This window comes from Azonexus sp., from assembly GCF_030824335.1.
Taxonomy (GTDB): domain Bacteria; phylum Pseudomonadota; class Gammaproteobacteria; order Burkholderiales; family Rhodocyclaceae; genus Azonexus.
In genome coordinates, this window is record NZ_JAVBXX010000040.1 from 19602 (window position 1) to 37440 (window position 17839).

A 17839-nucleotide genomic window follows, 5' to 3' on the forward strand; every position below is an offset into this window, starting at 1 on the left:
ATGGAAAAAATCTGGCTGAATAGCTACCCTGCCGGCGTGCCGCACGAGATCGACATCGACCACATTCCATCGCTGGTTGCGTTGTTCGAAGATGCTTGCGCCAAGTTTGGCGACAAGGTCGCCTACATCAGCATGGGCAAGGAAATGACTTACCGGCAGCTCGATGCGGAATCGCGCGCATTCGCCGGCTGGCTGCAGTCGTTGGGCCTGAAAAAAGGCGAGCGGGTGGCCTTGATGATGCCCAACCTGCTGCAATACCCGGTGGCGCTGTTCGGCACCTTGCGGGCCGGTTGCGTGGTGGTCAATTGCAACCCGCTGTACACGCCGCGTGAGCTGGAACACCAATTGAAGGATGCCGGCGCTGCCGCCATCGTCATTGTCGAGAATTTTGCCCATACCTTGCAGCAGATCATCGGCAAGACGGCGATCAAGCATGTCGTGGTGACGCCGATGGGCGAGTTGCTGGGCGCCAAGGGCATGCTGGTCAATCTGGTCGTGCGCCACGTGAAGAAACTGGTGCCGGACTGGAATCTGCCCGGTTCAATCAGCTTCAAGTCGGCGCTGTCCACCGGGCGCAATCATGGCTGGAAGCCTGTCGAGCTGAAACAGGAGGACGTGGCTTTCCTGCAATACACCGGTGGCACGACCGGCGTATCGAAGGGCGCCATGCTGACGCATGCCAACATCGCGTCCAACGTCATGCAGGCGCATGCCTGGATCAAGCCGGTGGTGCGCGAGGGCGAGGAACTGATCCTGACCGCCTTGCCGCTGTATCACATCTTCGCCTTGACGGCGAACTGCCTGACCTTCCTGATGATCGGCGCGCGCAATCTGCTGATCGCCAATCCACGCGATATTCCGGGCTTCGTCAAGGAGTGGGGCAAGTATCCGGTGACCGTGGTGACTGGCGTCAACACGCTGTTCAATGCGCTGCTCAATCATCCGGATTTCGCCAAGCTCGATTTTTCGCCGATGCGCGTCACGCTAGGCGGCGGCATGGCGGTGCAGGCGCCGGTTGCCGAGCGCTGGCTTAAAACGGTGGGCGTGCCGCTGCTGCAAGCCTATGGGCTGACCGAAACCTCGCCGGCCGCAACGATCAATCCGCTCGACATGCACGAGTTCAACGGGGCCATCGGCCTGCCGATTTCCTCGACAGAAATTTCGATCCGCGACGATGAGGGTATCGAGGTGCCGCCGAGCCAGATCGGTGAAATCTGCATTCGCGGGCCGCAAGTCATGAAGGGCTACTGGCAACGTCCGGACGAAACCGCGCATGTCTTCCATCCCGACCGTTTCCTGCGCACCGGCGACATGGGCTATGTCGATCCAAAAGGCTTTGTTTTTCTGGTCGACCGCAAAAAAGACATGATTCTGGTCTCCGGCTTCAACGTCTATCCGAACGAGGTCGAGGAAGCTGTCGCCATGCACCCCGGCATCATCGACGTGGCGGCGATCGGCGTGGCCGACGAGCATTCCGGCGAGGCGGTGAAGATTTTCGTTGTGCGCAAGGATCCGCGCGTTACCGAACAGCAACTGATCGAGCATTGCCGTACCTTGCTCACCGGATACAAAGTGCCCAAGCACGTCGAATTCCGCGACGACTTGCCGCGTACCAACGTCGGCAAGATCCTGCGCCGCGCCCTCAAAGAAGGAGCCTGATTTGTCCATTCCCGCCTCATTGAACAAGAACCTGACGCTGCCGGTCATCTGCGCGCCGATGTTCATCATTTCCAACCCCGACCTGGTGATCGCCCAGTGCAAGAGCGGCGTCATCGGTTCCTTCCCGGCGCTCAACGCCCGGCCGAAGGAGTTGCTCGACGACTGGCTGATCCGCATCAAGGCTGAACTCGCGGCCGATCCACAGGCCGCCCCGTTTGCCGTGAACCAGATCATCCACCAGTCGAACGAACGTCTGGATCACGACATGGACCTGTGCGTGAAGCACGAGGTGCCGTTGATCATCACCAGCCTGCGCGCGCCGAACGACATCGTGCCGCGCGTGCATGCCTACGGCGGCCAGGTGTTCCACGACGTGATCAGCGTGCGCCATGCCGAAAAGGCACTGGAAGCCGGGGTCGACGGCCTGATCCTGGTCTGCGCCGGGGCCGGCGGTCACGCCGGTACGCTCAGCCCGTTTGCGCTGGTCGGTGAAATCCGCAAGTTCTACGACGGCCCGATTGCGCTGTCCGGCGCCATCACCAACGGCAATGCCATCCTGTCGGCACAGGCCATGGGTGCCGATTTCGCCTACATCGGCACGCGCTTCATCGCCACGCAGGAAGCCAATGCCGTTGCTGCCTACAAGCAGGCGATCATCGATTCTGCTGCGGTCGACGTGGTGTACACGCCGTATTTCACCGGCGTGCATGGCAATTACCTGAAGAAGAGCATCGTCGCCGCCGGCCTCGATCCCGACGATCTGCCGGTCAAGGACAAGACGGCGATGAGCTTTGGCAGCGCGCGCGATGCCAAGGCCTGGAAAGACATCTGGGGTGCCGGGCAGGGCGTCGGCACGATTGGCGACGTATTGCCGACCGCCGAACTGGTGGCCCGCCTGCAACAGGAATACCGCAGCGCCAAGGCGGCGTTGTGCAGCAATCCGTTCTAAAAAGATCAAAAGGAGACAAGCAATGAATGACTATCGTGCCCCGGTAAAGGACATGCGTTTCGTCATGGACGAATTGGCCGGTTTCAAGGAGTTGAGTTCTTTTCCCGGTTTCGAGGAGGCAACCCCCGATCTGGCTGACGCCATTCTCGACGAATCGGCCCGTTTTGCCGGCGAAGTGTTGGCCCCGCTCAACCGTACCGGCGACAAGGAAGGCTGCAAGCTGACCGCCAGCGGCGTGACCACGCCGAACGGCTGGAAGGAAGCCTACGCCCAGTACCGTGACGCCGGCTGGAACGGCATGACCTCGCCGGCCGAATTCGGCGGCCAGGGCCTGCCCGACACGCTGGGCATCGCGATCAAGGAAATGCTCTGTTCGGCCAACATGGCCTTCAGCCTCGGTCCCTTGCTCACCACCGGCGCTGTCGAAGCGCTGCTGACCTGCGCCAGCGACGAACTCAAGGCCATCTACCTGGAAAAGATGATTTCCGGCGAGTGGACCGGAACAATGAACCTGACCGAGCCGCACGCCGGCTCCGATCTGGCGCTGATCCGCTCGCGCGCCGAGCCGCAGGGCGATGGCAGCTACAAGGTGTTCGGCCAGAAGATCTTCATCACCTACGGTGACCACGACATGACCGAGAACATCGTCCATCTCGTGCTCGCCCGCCTGCCGGACGCACCGGCCGGGGTCAAGGGCATCTCGATGTTCCTGGTGCCCAAGTTCATGGTCAATGCTGACGGCTCGCTCGGTGCGCGCAACGATGCTTACTGCGTGTCCATCGAACACAAGCTCGGCATCCACGCCAGCCCGACCTGCGTCATGGCCTATGGTGACAATGGCGGCGCCATCGGCTACCTGCTCGGCGAACCGAATCGCGGCCTCGAATACATGTTCATCATGATGAATGAAGCCCGCCTCGGCGTCGGCCTGCAGGGCATTGCGCTCGGCGAGCGCGCTTACCAGCAGGCGCTCGGCTACGCCCGGGATCGCAAGCAGGGGCGCGATGCCGTCACCGGCGAAGCGCTGGTCAGCATCGACAAGCACCCGGACATCCGGCGCATGCTGATGCTGATGAAGTCGCGCGTCGAAGCCTGCCGCGCCATGGCCTATTACACCTCCGGCCTGCTCGACCGTGCGCATGTGCTGGCCGACGCCGAGGAGCGCAAGAAGGCGTTGTACCTGGCCGAATTCATGATTCCCATCGTCAAGGGCGGCGGCACCGAAATGGGCATCGAAGTGACCTCGCTCGGCGTCCAGATTTACGGCGGCATGGGCTTCATCGAGGAAACCGGTGCCGCGCAGCACTGGCGCGATTCGCGCATCACCACCATCTACGAAGGCACTACCGGCATCCAGGCCAACGACCTGCTGTTCCGCAAGCTGATGCGCGATCAGGGCGCGACGGCAAAGATCGTTTTCGGCGAAGTCTACGCCACCGCCAAGGCGCTCGGTGCCTCCGGCAAGCCGGAACTGCAGGCCATCGGCCAGCGCCTGGGCGTCGCCCTCAAGGCCTGGACCGAAGCCACCGAATGGCTGGCGGCCAACGCCAAAACCAGCCTCGGCGGCGTGTTGACCGCAGCAGTGCCTTACCTGCATCTGGCCGTCACCGTTTGCGGCGGTTGGTTCATGGGCAAGGCCGCGCTGGCTGCCGCTGCTTACCTCGACAAGGGCGAGGGTGACCAGGCCTTCTACCGCAACAAGATTGCCACCGCCCGTTTCTACGCCGACCAGATGCTGCCCCAGGCCAACGCCTACGCTGCCACCGTGATGGCTGGCGATGCGGCGATTGCCGGGCTGGGCAGCGAACTGTTCGACGCCTGATTTTTTGGCAGCATTTTCTCCAACCCTGCGCTTCACCCCCGCCTGTCGGGGGTGTTTTTTTGGAGTTCGCCATGCACATCCCTGAACTGACAGTCATTGAACCCAGCTGCACCGACGGCGTCCTTGAACTGCGCCTGAACCGCCCCGACAAATCCAACGCCCTTGATGACGCTCTATGGCAGGAACTGCGTACCACCTTCGACTGGGCCGACGCCACGCCGGCGGTACGCGCCGTCGTGCTGTCCGGTGCCGGCAAACATTTCTGCGCCGGCATCGACCTCGCCATGCTCGGCGGCATCATGGCGCGCATCGCCAATCCGGACGAGGCGCGCAGCCGTGAAGCCTTGCGTCGGCTGATCCTCGACCTGCAGGACTGTCTCAGCGCCATCGAACGCTGCCGCAAGCCGGTGCTCGCCGCCATCCAGGGCGCCTGCCTGGGTGGCGGGCTCGATCTCGCCTGCTGTTGCGACATGCGTTACGCCAGCATTGACGCGGTGTTTTCGGTGCGCGAAATCGATATCGGCATGGTCGCCGACGTCGGCTCGTTGCAACGCCTGCCCGGCCTGATCGCCCCCGGCCTGACGCGCGAACTGGCCTACACCGGCCGCGACCTCGGCGCCGACGAAGCGCTGCGCAGCGGCCTGGTCAACCAGCTATGGCCCGATGCCGACACCCTGCGCGACGGCGTACTCGCCATCGCCCGTCGGATTGCCGGCAAATCACCGCTGGCCATCCGCGGCAGCAAGGAAATCCTCAACTACAGCCGCGACCACAGCGTCGCCGATGGCCTCAACCACGTCGCCACCTGGAACGCCGCCATGCTGCTCTCGGCCGACCTGCGCGAAGCCATGCAGGCCAGCCGCGAACGCCGTCCACCGAGCTTCGCCGACTGACAGCGGTAGTTACTCTTGAAATCCTGCGGTCGACCTGCCGAAAAAGAGAATTTCCAACGAGGCCAGGCTTGCTATGCTTGGCCTCTACGACAATCGCAAAGGAACCCGCATGGCCATTGGCTGGATGACGATACTCTCGAATGTTCCCTGGTCGGACGTGATCAGCAATGCGCCAGCGGTGGCGGACGGTGCCAGGAAGTTGTGGAAAAAGGTGGCTAGCAGGGCGTCGACCGCAACAAATACACCGGTGAGCAGTAGTGGGGCCACGCCGGAGGAGCAAATCGCCAACTTGCAGGTGCGGGTCGATGAGCTGCACGCACAGATGCTCGCCGCCAGCGAAGTCGTCCAGTCGCTGGCCGAGCAGAATGCCCAGTTGATTGCCCGCGTCGAAACCAACCGCCGGCGTATGCTGGCCTTGCTGATCTGCAATGTCGGCGTGGTAGTTTTTGCCATCATTACCTGGCTGCGTTAGCCGGGAAAATTTTTATCCGGAAGGAACTGATATGTTGAATAAGTCCTCAAGAAATCTCCCGTCGGTGGCAGTTTTTCTTGCCCTGGCTTTTGCCCCGCTGGCGACTTGGGCGCAGGCCTACCCGACGCAGGAGTTGTTATCGACCAGTACGACCGTGATGGGGGAAAGTATTGCGTATCCGACTACCGGGCCGGCCCGGGTGACGGCCAATATCGTGACGATTGCACCCGGTGCAGAGACGATTTTCCATCGTCACCCGGCACCGATGTTTGCCTACATTCTGGAAGGCGAAGTGACGGTCGATTACGGCGCAGCGGGCAAGCGGGTGTTTCGACAGGGAGAAGCCATGATGGAGACGATGCAGACCGTCCATCGAGGAAGCAATGCCGGCACAGGTGTTGTGCGTATCCTGTCGGTGCACATGGGGGCCGAAGGCACGCAGAACGTGGTGCTGGAGAAATAAGATTCCGGCTGGCCGGTCGAAGCCTGTGCAGCGTTTCAGGCGTGTTGTCGGCGGGCGAAGCGGTTGATCCACAGGGAAAGGACGATCACGCTGCCGCCAAGTGCGATGCGCTGCAGGTCGGCGTCCCGGTTCCAGATCAGCAGATTGACCAGCAGCCCCAGCGGGACATGGAGTTCGTTCATCACGGCCAGCGTGCCGCCATCAACCCGTGTGCTGCCTTTGACCCACCAGAACATGCCGAGTGCAGTGGCGAAGACGCCCATCCACGTCAGGACGCCCCATTGCATCGCCGTTTGCGGCAGGCGGTCCGGATTGCCGAAAATCAGGAAGGCCGGCAGCGCCAGAAGCAGGGCACCGAAAAAGAAGTGGCTGAAGAAACGGTAAAGCGGCAACTCTGTCGGGTAACGGGCGAGCAGGTGGCGGCACAGCACCTGACCTGCGGCGAAAGTGAGGTTGGCCAGTTGCAGCAACAGAAAGCCCGCCAGGTAATCGCCGCTCAATGGCTGGAAGCGGATCAACACGCCGCCGCTGACGGCGACCAGCGCGGCCAGCAGCGCCCACCAGTTGAAGCGACGTTCCATGGCATCGTCGAGCAGGGTGACGTAAATCGGGGTCAATACGGTAAAGAGCAGGACTTCGGGAACGCTCAATACGTTGAAGCTGCGATACAGGCACAGGTAGGTGATGCCGAACTGCAGTGCGCCAGCCAGCCAGAAACCGCCGACCAGTGGTTTCGGCAAGCCGCGCCAGGAGGTAAAGGGAAGGAAGATCAGGGCGGCAATGGCAACCCGGATCAGTACCGCGAAGTCGCTATCTACTTGGCCGGCAAGGTATTGTCCAATCAGGCTGAAAGAAAAGGCCCAGAGCAGGTTGACGACGAGCAGGTAGTACATGGTTTGCGCTATGGCGAAGACAGGCGCGGATTATGGCCGAATTCGCGCGCCTGATCCGGCTTGTCGGCAACTTGTCACTCAATCAGAACGTTGTACTCAAGGTCAGATTGATCGCCGTATTGTTCGCACCCGGCTGACTCAGGGTGGTCATTGCACCCAGCCCCAGGCGTTTGCCCTGGCTCAATTCGGCACTGAAGCCGGCCAGCAAGGTGCCATAACCCCCGGTACGGTTGCGCGTCGGCATCGCCAGCGCCGAGTTGGTACCGACAAAGCCTGCGCGGTAGGTGCGCTCGTCCTTTTTGTGTTCATGGTCGTAGGTCAGCTGGACGTAGGGACGGACCTTGACGGCTGACCATTCGGTTTCCAGCGCCATCTGCCAGCCAAGGCGGGAACGCAAGGATTCACGGACTTGATCGCCAAAAGCCAGCGCGCTGATGCCACCCGATTGCTCTTTGAATCCATCCACCTTGACACGTTCCCAGGCCAATCCGACAAGCGGGCCGTGGACCAGGCTGCCTTGGGTGAAGTTATAGCCAAACTGGGCTTTTGCACCGAACTGTCTGCCGCGTGTCTCGCCGCGTTCGCGGGTGGTGAACGGCCCCAGTGCAACGTTGCGCTTGCTTGTGTAATCCAGCCAGGCGTAGGAGGCCAGCGCATTGGCGTAAAACGCGCCAAACTTTTGTGCGGCAAAGGCTGAAAGCGCCCATTCGTTGTATCTGACTGAGCCTTGATGGTTGCCCAGATCAAACGGCGCATTGCCATAACCCAGGGTGACACCGGCAAAGCGCTGTTTGCTGAAGGCTTTTTCATAACCCATGATCAGGCTGTTGCCGGAACCGTCCGCAGAGGGCGAACCGGCATGTGCATTGGTTTTCGACGCGGCATGATCCCCGGTCACGAAGAAACCTTGCCCCTGGTAGCCGAAATTCTGGAACTCGTTGAGGCGGCCATCGATCGATCGCCATTGGGCGCCGGAACGACCGAGCGGCACTTGCGACAGCAAGCCGACCCGGCTGGCACCTTCGAGCGACGCGTAAATCCAGTCGGATTCGATTTTGTGAAACTGGGCTGACGGGTGTCCGACATCGGCAAACAGATAACCCGTTTCCTTGCCGGGGTCAGGTGCGCGGCCGATCGATTGCAGCGTGGCGGCATCCAGGACGTTGGTGAACCCATAAGCCGCAGGATTGGCGATCAGCGTGTCGAGCAATTTGACGGTATTGAAATAGAGCAAATTCTTGCCCGCCAGGCCGGACTCAAGGCTGGCGTTGAATGTCGAGACCAGTTTGCCCAGTCGGACTGGGTCGGGGATCTGGCTTGGCATCGAGGCTACCGGGACTTTGCTCAGATTCATGATGCCAATCACAATCAGATGCTGAGCGCCGGCTGACTGCAGGCGGGTTACCTGCGCCGTCAAATCATTCGCCGCGCGCTCAATCCCGGTTATGGCCGCTGCATCGCTGGCCGCAGATATCTGGGCAAAGACATCGTTGGGCCCACCAGAGATCGCATAGAGCGCACGGCTATCGAGCGGCCCGCGCGCAAGCAAGTCGTCAAGCTGACGGCTGAGCGGTGGCACATTGACGTATTGGGGATTCTTCGGTGCGGCATTGACCCGCGCATTACCCACCGCAAAATTATTGCCGTTCTGGATGCTGTTGAAAACGTAAGGGGCTGGATTGGCCGCTGCGTAGGCCGGGCTGACCGAAAGGCCATAACGCAACCCAAGCTGCTGCGACCAGACGAGTCCCGGGTTGGTGGAAAAATGATTGTAGGCCGGGTTGGTCAGTGTCGGCGCATAGACGCCCGAGTCGGTGAGACTGTCGCCGAAGAAATAGACATTTGAATAATCCCCGGCTTGCGCATTACTCAAGGCACTCGCCAGCAACAGGGAAATCGCTGCGCATTTTTTCAACTTGAAACCGTGATCTGGAAACACTTGGTATGACCTTTCACAAATCATATCGATCGGGATCATCTCTTTGTCTGCAGCAAACTGTTTGCGCAACAATTCCGCTTCGCCTCTGTTATCAGGGGGACGCGGATGCAAGTCAGCTTATAACAAGCCACGGAGTGACGAGTGATGGGGTAGCTGGTAGATGGATTGCGCTTCCGCGAAGACTGGCGCGGATTATGGCTGAATTCGCGCGTTTTGCGCCTGGCCCGGAAATAAAAGAAGCCCGTCTAGTGCGGGCTTTCTTCCATTTGTCTCCCCCTCCCTGAATTCGGGTGTCGTCTGATGGACAACGGGTAAAGCATTTTCGGTTGCGTAACTTACACGAAAATTACAAAAGGGGCGGCAAAGTGGCATCGCAGGTCTCCATGGCAAAAAAAATGCCCGCACTAGGCGGGCATAAATCCATTCTTGGAGGAAATGGAGGAGACAGAGCAAATTATGCGCTTGATTATGGTGCAATGCAACATTTTTTTGCTTTGGGCTGAAAAATTAATGAAATTCAGGGCTGCCGTGCTCCCCACGACGTTTCCTGTGCGGGGGCGTCACAGCAAAACGTGCCGGTTGTCGGCGAAATACTGAAAAATCCGGTTTTCAATCTCCGGCGCTATCATCTGTTCGGGATGTCTGCCGTGCGGGCAGGCAAGTTTTGCTGTCGTGCCGAACAGTCGGCAGACCAATGGGCGCTCCAGGTAGATTTCACAACCTTTGGTGCCGAGGTAGGAGCAGTTCAGTTCGGCCAGTGCGGCAGATCGGTCGGCTTCATTTTTTGCCGGCAGCCTGGCCATTTCTTCACTGGATGCAGTGATCGGGCCACAGCAGTCGTGGCAACCGGGGATGCAGTGCATCAGTGGAATATGTCGACGGAAAAAACGGATTTCCCGGCTATTTCGGGTCATCGGTTTTTCGCTGCCTCGCAGCTTTGGAATATTGGTGCCGAACAGGCGTTGACCGCAATATTCTGCCGGTCAACGCCCGCCCCATATTCCTGGAACTCAATTGCTGCCAAGTGTCACCATCAGTTCGCCCTGTGCATTGTGCGGTTTGCTGCGCGTTGAGCGGCGACGCTGGTAAACCCCCTGGCAATTCATGTCCCAGCCCTGCTGGTTGTCGGCCAGATAAAACTTCAGGCCTTCGGTGATGACACGCTTTTTCAGCTTTGGATCAAGTACCGGAAAACCGAGTTCGATGCGTTTGAAGAAGTTGCGGTCCATCCAGTCGGCGGATGACAGATAAACGTTTTCCTTGCCGCCAGCGTGGAAGTACATGATGCGGTGGTGTTCGAGGAAGCGGCCGATGATCGAGCGGACGCGAATCTTGTCCGACAGGCCGGGAACGCCGGGACGCAGCATGCAGACGCCGCGCACGATCAGGCTGATTTCAACGCCGGCCTGCGAGGCTTCATAAAGTGCATTGATGACTTCCGGTTCAACCAGTGAATTCATCTTGGCGACGATGCGCGCCTTGTGTCCCTGACGTGCGGCTTCGGCTTCGGCCTGGATGGCGATCACGACATTCTGCTGCAGTGTGAAAGGCGCCTGCCACAGGTGCTTCAGCGTTCGTGCCTTGCCCAGGCCGGTCAGTTGCTTGAACACTTCGCTGACGTCGTGGGTCACTTCCTCGTCGGCCGTCATCAAGCCGAAGTCGGAATACATGCGGGCGGTACGCGGGTGGTAGTTGCCTGTGCCGAGGTGGGCGTAGCGTTTCAGGCCGCTGTCTTCGCGGCGCACGATGAGCAGTGCCTTGGCGTGCACCTTGTAGCCGACCACGCCATAAACGACATGGGCGCCGACTTCTTCGAGCTTGGTCGCCCACACGATGTTGGCTTCTTCGTCGAAGCGCGCCATCAGTTCCACCACCACGGTGACTTCCTTGCCGCTTTGGGCGGCGCGCAGCAGCGACTGCATCAGCACCGAATCGGTGCCGGTGCGGTAAACCGTCATCTTGATGGCGACGACGCTGGGGTCGGTGGCCGCCTGATTCAGCAACTCGATGACCGGGGCGAACGACTGGTAGGGGTGGTGCAGCAGGATGTCGCCCTTGCGGATGCTGTCGAAAATGTTGGCACCTTTGGCCAGACCTTTCGGGATGCCGGGGGTGAATGGACGAAACTTCATATCCGGGCGGTCGACCCAGTCCGGCACCTGCATCAGGCGAACCAGGTTGACCGGCCCCTGGACGCGGTACAGGTCAACCGCTTGCAGGCCGAATTGCGACAGCAGGAATTCGGTGATCGCTGGCGAGCAGTTGTCCGCGACTTCCAGGCGCACCGCGTTGCCGAAATGGCGCTGCGGTAGTTCCCCTTGCAGCTTGGTGCGCAGGTTGGTGACTTCTTCCTCGTCGACGAACAGGTCGGAATTGCGCGTGGCGCGGAACTGGTAGCAGCCGAGCACCGTCATGCCGGTGAACAGTTCGTTGACGAATTCGTGCAGGATGGAGGACAGAAAGACAAAGCCGTATTCGACACCGGCCAGTTCTTCGGGCACCTGGATGACGCGCGGCAGTACGCGCGGCGCCTGGACGATGGCGATATTGGAACTGCGGCCAAAGGCGTCCTTGCCTTCCAGTTCGACGGCAAAATTCAGGCTCTTGTTGAGCACGCGCGGGAAGGGGTGCGACGGGTCGAGTCCGATCGGCGTCAGCACAGGCACCATCTCGCGCTGGAAGTAGTCGCGTATCCATTCGCGCTGGGCTTCGGTCCAGGTCGAGCGACGCAGGAAGCGGATACCCCGTTCGGCAAGGGCCGGCAGGATCACGTCGTTCAGGTGCTGGTATTGTTCGGTGACGATGGCATGGGCTTCGGCGGAGACCAGGCGGAAGGTTTCCTGGGCCGTTTTGCCGTCGATGGTGACACCGGAAGTGCGGGCGCGAATCTGTTCCTTGAGGCCGGAAACCCGGATTTCAAAAAATTCGTCCATGTTGCTGGAGACGATGCACAGGAAGCGCAGGCGTTCGAGCAGCGGCATCCGGTCATCCTCGGCCTGGGCCAGGACACGCCGGTTGAAGGCGAGCAGACCGAGTTCACGGTTCAGGTAGTTTTCGGCCGGAAAACGGGGGGTCAGGGCGGTATTAATCATTGCGCATGCTCCGGAAGCAATCTCTCAAGTATAGGCTTCAAGCCGCTAATTTTGTTGCACTAATGTTACCGGATGATGACGCTGGTCACGTTTTGGCTCAGCGCATGATGCGTTTTCTTACCGCTTTGGGATAGGTGCTTGTATGACTAAAGTGCTACCGGTAGCCTTGGCTAACAGGTATTCTGTTAAATGAGATTACCCCGACAGTTCCAGAAAAACGATGAAGATCCTTCTAGTCGACGATTCGCGTGCCATTGCCTTGGTCACGACGGCTCGTCTCGAGTCCTTCGGCCATGAGGTCAGGCATGCGATCAATGGTCAACTGGCCATTGAGCTTTTCCAGCGCGACCAGTTCGATCTCGTGCTGATGGATATCGAGATGCCGGGAATGAACGGTTTTGAAACCACGACGCGGATTCGCGCACTGGAAGGTCACGAGCCGTGGGCCTGGACACCGATCATTTTTGTCACGGCAACGGATACCGACACCAATCTGGTGACGGCGATTGAAGCCGGTGGTGACGACTTCATCTCGAAGAGCGTTTCAGAAAGCGTGTTGCAGGCGAAGATGAAGGCCTTGGCGCGTATCGCGGCAATGCGGCAGCGTTTGGCGCAGGCCAATGCGAAATTGCAGGATCAAGCCAATCGTGATGGTTTGACCGGTTTATTCAACCGGCGGGCGATGGACCTGCGCGTCGATGCTTTATGGGAAGATGCGGTGCGCTTTGGCAAGCCGTTCAGCCTGTTGATGATCGATGTCGATAATTTCAAGAAATACAACGATTTCTATGGGCATCAGGCCGGCGACGAGTGTTTGCGTACCGTTGCTGGCTGTATTGAGCGGGTTGTCGGGGCGGCCAGTGAAGATCAGATGGTCCCCGGCGCTTTTGTCGCCCGTTATGGCGGTGAGGAATTTACCGTGGTCATTCCCGAGGCAGTTTCAGGCGTGCATGTTGGTCTGGGACTGGGCATTGTCGAAGCCATTGCTGCGCTGGCCATTCCGCATGAAGCGAATGCGGCTTGGGGCATCGTGACGGTTTCGGCCGGGGCGGCCTGTATGTCACCGGCCATTGGCTCGGTCGGACAGGTATTTCGGTTGGCCGACGAATTGTTGTACAAAGCCAAAAGCCAAGGACGCAATCGCTTGGCAGGCGACTGAGCCGTGCTGCGCTTGTTCAGTCCTGGCGGAAATCGGTGATCGGCGTGTGGCCGCAGTTCAGGTAGGTTTCGCAACGAGCAATGAAGTCGTTGGTGCTCTTGGGCATCGGCGTTCTGGCGCGAGTGATGTAGAAAATCAGGTCGCGTCCCTGGCGGATCAGGACCAGACCCTCGGCAACATCGTGTTTCATCGCTGCTGAATCCGCCGCTACCGGATGCGGCGTCAGGTTGGCCAGGCGTTCGCCGGCAGTCACCATGATGGACCAGACGTCGAAAATATCCGGGTCGGTCCGCAGGGTTTCCGTCTTGATCTTGGCCGCGTTGGCCAGATCGTTGATTGCTGATTCGACGCCCTGGAAAGCCGGTAGCTGTGCCAGATTGGTGATCATGGTCCGGGCGATGCGGTCAATGTCGCGCATCGTCTGGCCGATCTTGATGTAACGGCTTTCGTAGAAATCTTCCAGCGGAATGGAGAAAGCGCGGAAAGGCTCGCCCCACAACTCGTCGATGCCTTCTTCACCGCTGCGATGCAGCACATTGCGCCCCAGTTCCATCGCTTCGAGCAGGCAGCGCCCGCACTCGCGCATCAGGGGATTGTCGCTGAGGATTTCGATACCGCAGGCCTGCAATTCGACCAGTTTTCGGAAAATGTCGGCCGCCCGGTTGAACAGCGCACCGGCCAGCATGGCGCCCTTGATGCGGCGGCGGTTCGGTTCGGTTTCTGCTTCGAACGCGGCGCGTGCTTCAGTCAGGCGGGTGCCCGGAATATTCAGGCCGTGTTCGGTATGGTTGAACAGACGCCGGGTCAGCGCGTCGATCAGGCGTTTTTTCGCCTCCAGCGTATCTGCCGGTACCTTGTATGTCTTGATCCAGTAGCCGTCGTAGAAGACGCGCTCTTCGCCGCTGATGACGCGGCGGGTGCCCTCTTCGAGGATTTCGTCCTTATTTGGCACGCAGTCAAGTTGAAGCACATTGATCATAAGAGGTTGAGTATTACAAAAGGCAGAGTTGGATACAAGTAAAAAGACGGTATCCCGTTTTGTCGGGAAACAATTTATTACCCATTTATTGCTCGTGCTTTTTCTGCCGGGGCTATGATCGGCGCTCTTCATCACGGAGTCTTGCCATGAAAAAGCTACCCCTTCTGCTTCTCTCGTTCAGCCTTCTGGCGAGTGCCGGGCATGCCGCGACGACCATCGATCTGGCCGCCGAGGCAGCTCGGCCGGCTGCCAACGATCAGGTTCGCGCCGTCGTGTATAGCGAGGCGCAGGGCAGCAGCCCGGCCGATCTGGCGCGCCGGGTCAATCAGGAAATCGCCGAGGCACTGAAGCTGATTCGCGGCAAGGCCGGGGTTTCGGTGAAGAGCGGCAATCAATCCACTTACCCGATGTACGGACGCGACCAGAAAATCGAAAGCTGGCGCATGCGCAGCGAACTGGTGCTTGAATCACGCGATCTTGGCGCCGTGTCCGATCTGCTCGGCGAGTTGCAGCAACGGCGCCTGGCGGTGGCCAACGTCAGCCAGATGCCGTCGCCGGAAACCCGCCGGCAGGTTGAAGACGAGGCGACGCGCGATGCGATTCGGGCTTTCCAGAGTCGTGCCGCAGTGATCGCCGATGCGCTGGGCAAGCGCTGGACGATCAAGCATTTGTCGGTGAACCAGCAGGGGGGCGCGATGCCGATGCCGGTTTTTCGCAGCGCCAAGGTGATGATGGCGGAAGCTGCGCCGGCACCGCTGGAAGCGGGTGAGAGCCTGCTGACGACGACGGTCAGCGGCCAGATCGAACTGGCTGACTGATTTGCTTGGGGTTTCGTGCTGAGGCGCGCCTTGCTTTTTCTTGCTTCGCCAGGCCTTCCTGCGTTGCTCAGCCTTCCATGGGAACCCGAGCGTCCGGTGTGGCGACTGTCGCTGGGAATGAAAATGAGGCATTTTTGCGGTCGACCGCGGAATTCTGGTATTTTTTTCCGAGTATGACGTCGTGCGTCTTTTATCCGTTAGGCATTAAAATTTTCGAGGTGTATGCTTTGACGCCTTCTGGGGTGTAAAGCTGGTCGCTTATCGAAAAATGACCCTCGACAAATGACCCTGGCCCCTTTGATTCTTGAGAGACTAGCCAATGCATGATGAAGAAAAACTGAAAAAACTGATGGAGCATCCAGTGTTTCTGGCGCATGACTCCCATGCACGGATCATCCGGGCGCAGCTGTTTTTTGTGGCTTTTTCTACAATCTTTCTTATATGGTCTGAAGTAAAAATCGGGGATGAATCATCCATTTTAGGGATTCGTCTCGATGGACTCACAACAGAACATGTGCTTCTTATTGTGCTGTTCTTGCTCTCCTATCAAATAGTGCATTTTCTTTGGATATCTTGGGAAAGCATTCTGGAGTGGAGGATTAGGCAGACTGCCTTGGATACCGGCGGCTGGGGTGGCGGCGGAATAAAGATTTCCAGTAAGGACCCGTCTGAAAAGGTTAGGCAAACCACGTTGTACGCTTATCTTAAAGATGTTGTCCATCTTGATATCGATAAAATCAGATCGTCATCCACTGATGAGTCAAGCATCAAGATCAACGATATTTCCCAGTCTTTGAGCAGTATTAAAAATATCCTGGAAAGCGAACGTATTTCTGATTCACTATGGCGTTTTGATAATTGGTTCAAGATGTTTTACAAGGCTCAAAACTGTAGATGGCTATTTTTGGATTTTTTGTTGCCATTGGTTTTGGGGGTTGTCGCAATAGCGCTTGTAATAAAGGTTTTGTTTTTTCAATGTTAATCCTGTGCCTGTGAGATGAGGAGCAGCTTTCTGCGCGTTATGGCGGCAACCACGCTTACTGCATGACGAGTTAGATCAACGTGCAAGCGATGCGCCAGTTCCAGAGCAGCCAACACTCACCGGCCAAACCGTTCAAGCCGATGCCGGTGGATTTGTGCAGTTTTGGCCGGTATTGGCGGCGGGAGCGAAAGAGTGCAAATCAAAGGGGCCAGGGTCGAATTAAACCCACTATCGGATACAGCACGACACATCATCACGCCCGGCAAAAATGCCAAAATTCTGCGGTCGACCGCAAAAATCGTAACGGGGTCAGACACCGTTTAAGACTTCCCGCTGAGGGTTTTTTCATGTTTGCTGCGGTTGACCGCCAAAATTGCCCATTTTTCGGTCAGATCGAACTGGCTGATTAAACCTGGAAAACCGCAGTTGGTGCCCGCTTAATGCTTACGCTCACCCCCTTAATCAGTGGCGCGAAAACAGGTCGCGCAACTTGCACAGCGAGGTGGTGATGTCGAAGCGCGGGTCGGGTAGCGCTTCGCCGGCCAGGATGCGGGTGATCGCCTGTGCCGGATCGCTTTCTCCGGTCAACAGCACATCGCAGCCTCTTTTGCGCATGTGTCGGATGAAACCATCGCCTGCGCTGGCGCAGACGGCAATCGCAATGCCGTCGAGCGGATGCGGCCGGTCGTCCTCGAACACATGCAGGACTTCGTCCTTGTCCAGATCGACGCGCAGCGGTGCCGGCAGCAACTGGTTCGAGCGATGGGCAGAGAGATCGTAGACCAGCCAGTGCCGGCACTGGCCGGCATGGCCGCTGACGGCGGTGTAATCCTTGGTGGCGATGGCGATTTTCATGGCAGGGTTTGTCGTAAAGCCGACAGGCTCCTAACGGGCTGAAAGGGTGACCGCCACGTCGCGTGGGCTGGTGAAATACGGCGCGCTGGTGACCAGGATGCTGGCACCGGCACGGGCGTAGGCCGCGGCGTTGGTGGCGTTGATACCACCGGCTGCAGCAAGTCGCGTGCCCGGAATTTGCTGTTTGATGCGGTCGACCGCATCAATTGGCCATTTTTCCAGTTGCAGGATGTCGGCGCCGGCCCAGTCCAGCGCCTCGGTTTCATCGCTGACTTCGACGACGATGGCGCGTTCCGGCCAGCGACGGCGCAGGCGGGCGAGCGTTGCCGCGGGTGTTTCGGCGAGGAAGGCGCGATGTTCGGCGAAGACCAGCAGCGTTTCCGACAGGCTCAGCCGGTGCGGGCTGGCGCCGCCGGCAAGTACGGCCTTGACCGTCGCCGCCTTGGTGCCGGGGAAGTTCTTGCGCGTGCACACGACGGCGCAGTCCGGGTTGCCGCTGCGGGCGGCGGCAACGATGTCGGCGGTCGCCGTGGCGATGCCGGACAGGTATTCCATCAAGGTCTGCGCGGTTTTCCAGACGATATGAAGCGCGGCCGCCTCGCCGGTCAGGGACAGGATTGTTTCACCCGGCTGCAGCTTCGTGCCGCTGGCGGCAAACGGGCCGGTCGGCACGAGGCCGCGCAGTTCGCCCAGGCGCCGGGCTTCCTCGCTGCCGCAGACGACCATGGCAAAACGGGCGCGAAAATCGAGTCGACCGCAACATTCGCCGATGTCGAGTGCGAAAGTCGTTGCATCGCCGGCCGGGGCATCTTCACCGAGCAGGCGTTCGAGTTCGTGGTCAGGCAGCGTGTAGGGATTCATCGG

General features: G+C 59.3%; 16 protein-coding genes. 9 read left to right on the forward strand and 7 right to left on the reverse strand.

Annotated elements, in window-relative coordinates; all coding sequences use genetic code 11:
- From RCI20_RS16285 to RCI20_RS16310, 6 genes are all read left to right on the forward strand, one after another.
- On the forward strand, positions 1-1659 hold the full coding sequence (locus RCI20_RS16285) for a long-chain-fatty-acid--CoA ligase (RefSeq protein ID WP_306607358.1): 1659 nt from the start codon (positions 1-3) through the stop codon (positions 1657-1659).
- A 1-nt stretch (position 1660) separates the two neighbouring features.
- A complete protein-coding gene (locus tag RCI20_RS16290; RefSeq protein WP_306607360.1) occupies positions 1661-2608 on the forward strand; it encodes a nitronate monooxygenase family protein in 948 nt (315 codons plus the stop codon).
- A gap of 22 nt (positions 2609-2630) precedes the next feature.
- Positions 2631-4430 (forward strand): acyl-CoA dehydrogenase C-terminal domain-containing protein, encoded by a 1800-nt coding sequence (locus RCI20_RS16295; RefSeq protein ID WP_306607362.1) that lies wholly within the window; start codon positions 2631-2633, stop codon positions 4428-4430.
- Between the two features lie 71 nt (positions 4431-4501).
- Positions 4502-5323, forward strand: coding sequence for a crotonase/enoyl-CoA hydratase family protein (locus RCI20_RS16300; RefSeq protein WP_306607364.1), 822 nt, complete (start codon positions 4502-4504; stop codon positions 5321-5323).
- A gap of 109 nt (positions 5324-5432) precedes the next feature.
- Entirely contained in the window at positions 5433-5795 is a 363-nt protein-coding gene (locus tag RCI20_RS16305) for a hypothetical protein (protein WP_306607366.1), read from the forward strand.
- Between the two features lie 31 nt (positions 5796-5826).
- Positions 5827-6258, forward strand: a complete 432-nt coding sequence (locus RCI20_RS16310; protein ID WP_306607368.1) for a cupin domain-containing protein — start codon at positions 5827-5829, stop codon at positions 6256-6258.
- 35 nt (positions 6259-6293) lie between these two features.
- On the opposite strand, the gene RCI20_RS16315 is transcribed toward RCI20_RS16310, so the two are convergent.
- From RCI20_RS16315 to ppk1, 4 genes are all read right to left on the reverse strand, one after another.
- Complete coding sequence (locus RCI20_RS16315) at positions 6294-7151, reverse strand: DMT family transporter (RefSeq protein WP_306607370.1); 858 nt, start codon at positions 7149-7151, stop codon at positions 6294-6296.
- A gap of 82 nt (positions 7152-7233) precedes the next feature.
- The gene (locus tag RCI20_RS16320; RefSeq protein ID WP_306607372.1) at positions 7234-9090 is read right to left on the reverse strand and encodes an autotransporter domain-containing protein; all 1857 of its coding nucleotides are present in this window, start codon (positions 9088-9090) and stop codon (positions 7234-7236) included.
- Between the two features lie 560 nt (positions 9091-9650).
- A complete protein-coding gene (locus tag RCI20_RS16325) occupies positions 9651-10004 on the reverse strand; it encodes a YkgJ family cysteine cluster protein (RefSeq protein ID WP_306607374.1) in 354 nt (117 codons plus the stop codon).
- A 96-nt stretch (positions 10005-10100) separates the two neighbouring features.
- On the reverse strand, positions 10101-12182 hold the full coding sequence (ppk1, locus tag RCI20_RS16330; protein ID WP_306607376.1) for a polyphosphate kinase 1: 2082 nt from the start codon (positions 12180-12182) through the stop codon (positions 10101-10103).
- A gap of 220 nt (positions 12183-12402) precedes the next feature.
- Here ppk1 and RCI20_RS16335 point away from each other — a divergent pair, with 220 nt between their 5' ends.
- Positions 12403-13341 carry a diguanylate cyclase gene (locus RCI20_RS16335; protein WP_306607378.1) on the forward strand — a complete coding sequence of 313 codons (939 nt, stop codon included), beginning with the start codon at positions 12403-12405 and terminating at the stop codon, positions 13339-13341.
- Positions 13342-13357: 16 nt separating this feature from the next.
- Here RCI20_RS16335 and RCI20_RS16340 read toward each other — a convergent pair whose 3' ends face one another.
- Positions 13358-14320 (reverse strand): hypothetical protein, encoded by a 963-nt coding sequence (locus RCI20_RS16340; protein ID WP_373691534.1) that lies wholly within the window; start codon positions 14318-14320, stop codon positions 13358-13360.
- Between the two features lie 146 nt (positions 14321-14466).
- On the opposite strand from RCI20_RS16340, the gene RCI20_RS16345 reads away from it, so the two are divergent.
- Both RCI20_RS16345 and RCI20_RS16350 read left to right on the forward strand, forming a co-directional pair.
- The gene (locus RCI20_RS16345; RefSeq protein WP_306607382.1) at positions 14467-15138 is read left to right on the forward strand and encodes an SIMPL domain-containing protein; all 672 of its coding nucleotides are present in this window, start codon (positions 14467-14469) and stop codon (positions 15136-15138) included.
- A 319-nt stretch (positions 15139-15457) separates the two neighbouring features.
- On the forward strand, positions 15458-16120 hold the full coding sequence (locus RCI20_RS16350) for a hypothetical protein (RefSeq protein WP_306607384.1): 663 nt from the start codon (positions 15458-15460) through the stop codon (positions 16118-16120).
- 462 nt (positions 16121-16582) lie between these two features.
- Here the strand turns inward: RCI20_RS16350 and RCI20_RS16355 are convergent, their stop codons facing one another.
- Positions 16583-16975 (reverse strand): hypothetical protein, encoded by a 393-nt coding sequence (locus tag RCI20_RS16355; RefSeq protein ID WP_306607386.1) that lies wholly within the window; start codon positions 16973-16975, stop codon positions 16583-16585.
- 30 nt (positions 16976-17005) lie between these two features.
- Positions 17006-17836 carry a ModD protein gene (gene modD, locus RCI20_RS16360; protein WP_306607387.1) on the reverse strand — a complete coding sequence of 277 codons (831 nt, stop codon included), beginning with the start codon at positions 17834-17836 and terminating at the stop codon, positions 17006-17008.
- Positions 17837-17839: the final 3 nt, after the last annotated feature.

Excerpts from the sequence above, each read along its gene's own strand:
- RCI20_RS16285 (WP_306607358.1), top strand. The coding sequence starts at position 1 with ATGGAAAAAATCTGGCTGAATAGCTACCCTGCCGGCGTGCCGCACGAG.
- RCI20_RS16295 (WP_306607362.1), top strand. The coding sequence starts at position 2,631 with ATGAATGACTATCGTGCCCCGGTAAAGGACATGCGTTTCGTCATGGAC.
- RCI20_RS16300 (WP_306607364.1), top strand. The coding sequence starts at position 4,502 with ATGCACATCCCTGAACTGACAGTCATTGAACCCAGCTGCACCGACGGC.
- RCI20_RS16305 (WP_306607366.1), top strand. The coding sequence starts at position 5,433 with ATGGCCATTGGCTGGATGACGATACTCTCGAATGTTCCCTGGTCGGAC.
- RCI20_RS16310 (WP_306607368.1), top strand. The coding sequence starts at position 5,827 with ATGTTGAATAAGTCCTCAAGAAATCTCCCGTCGGTGGCAGTTTTTCTT.
- RCI20_RS16315 (WP_306607370.1), bottom strand. The coding sequence starts at position 7,151 with ATGTACTACCTGCTCGTCGTCAACCTGCTCTGGGCCTTTTCTTTCAGC.
- RCI20_RS16325 (WP_306607374.1), bottom strand. The coding sequence starts at position 10,004 with ATGACCCGAAATAGCCGGGAAATCCGTTTTTTCCGTCGACATATTCCA.
- ppk1 (WP_306607376.1), bottom strand. The coding sequence starts at position 12,182 with ATGATTAATACCGCCCTGACCCCCCGTTTTCCGGCCGAAAACTACCTG.
- RCI20_RS16335 (WP_306607378.1), top strand. The coding sequence starts at position 12,403 with ATGAAGATCCTTCTAGTCGACGATTCGCGTGCCATTGCCTTGGTCACG.
- RCI20_RS16340 (WP_373691534.1), bottom strand. The coding sequence starts at position 14,320 with ATGATCAATGTGCTTCAACTTGACTGCGTGCCAAATAAGGACGAAATC.
- RCI20_RS16345 (WP_306607382.1), top strand. The coding sequence starts at position 14,467 with ATGAAAAAGCTACCCCTTCTGCTTCTCTCGTTCAGCCTTCTGGCGAGT.
- RCI20_RS16350 (WP_306607384.1), top strand. The coding sequence starts at position 15,458 with ATGCATGATGAAGAAAAACTGAAAAAACTGATGGAGCATCCAGTGTTT.
- RCI20_RS16355 (WP_306607386.1), bottom strand. The coding sequence starts at position 16,975 with ATGAAAATCGCCATCGCCACCAAGGATTACACCGCCGTCAGCGGCCAT.
- modD (WP_306607387.1), bottom strand. The coding sequence starts at position 17,836 with ATGAATCCCTACACGCTGCCTGACCACGAACTCGAACGCCTGCTCGGT.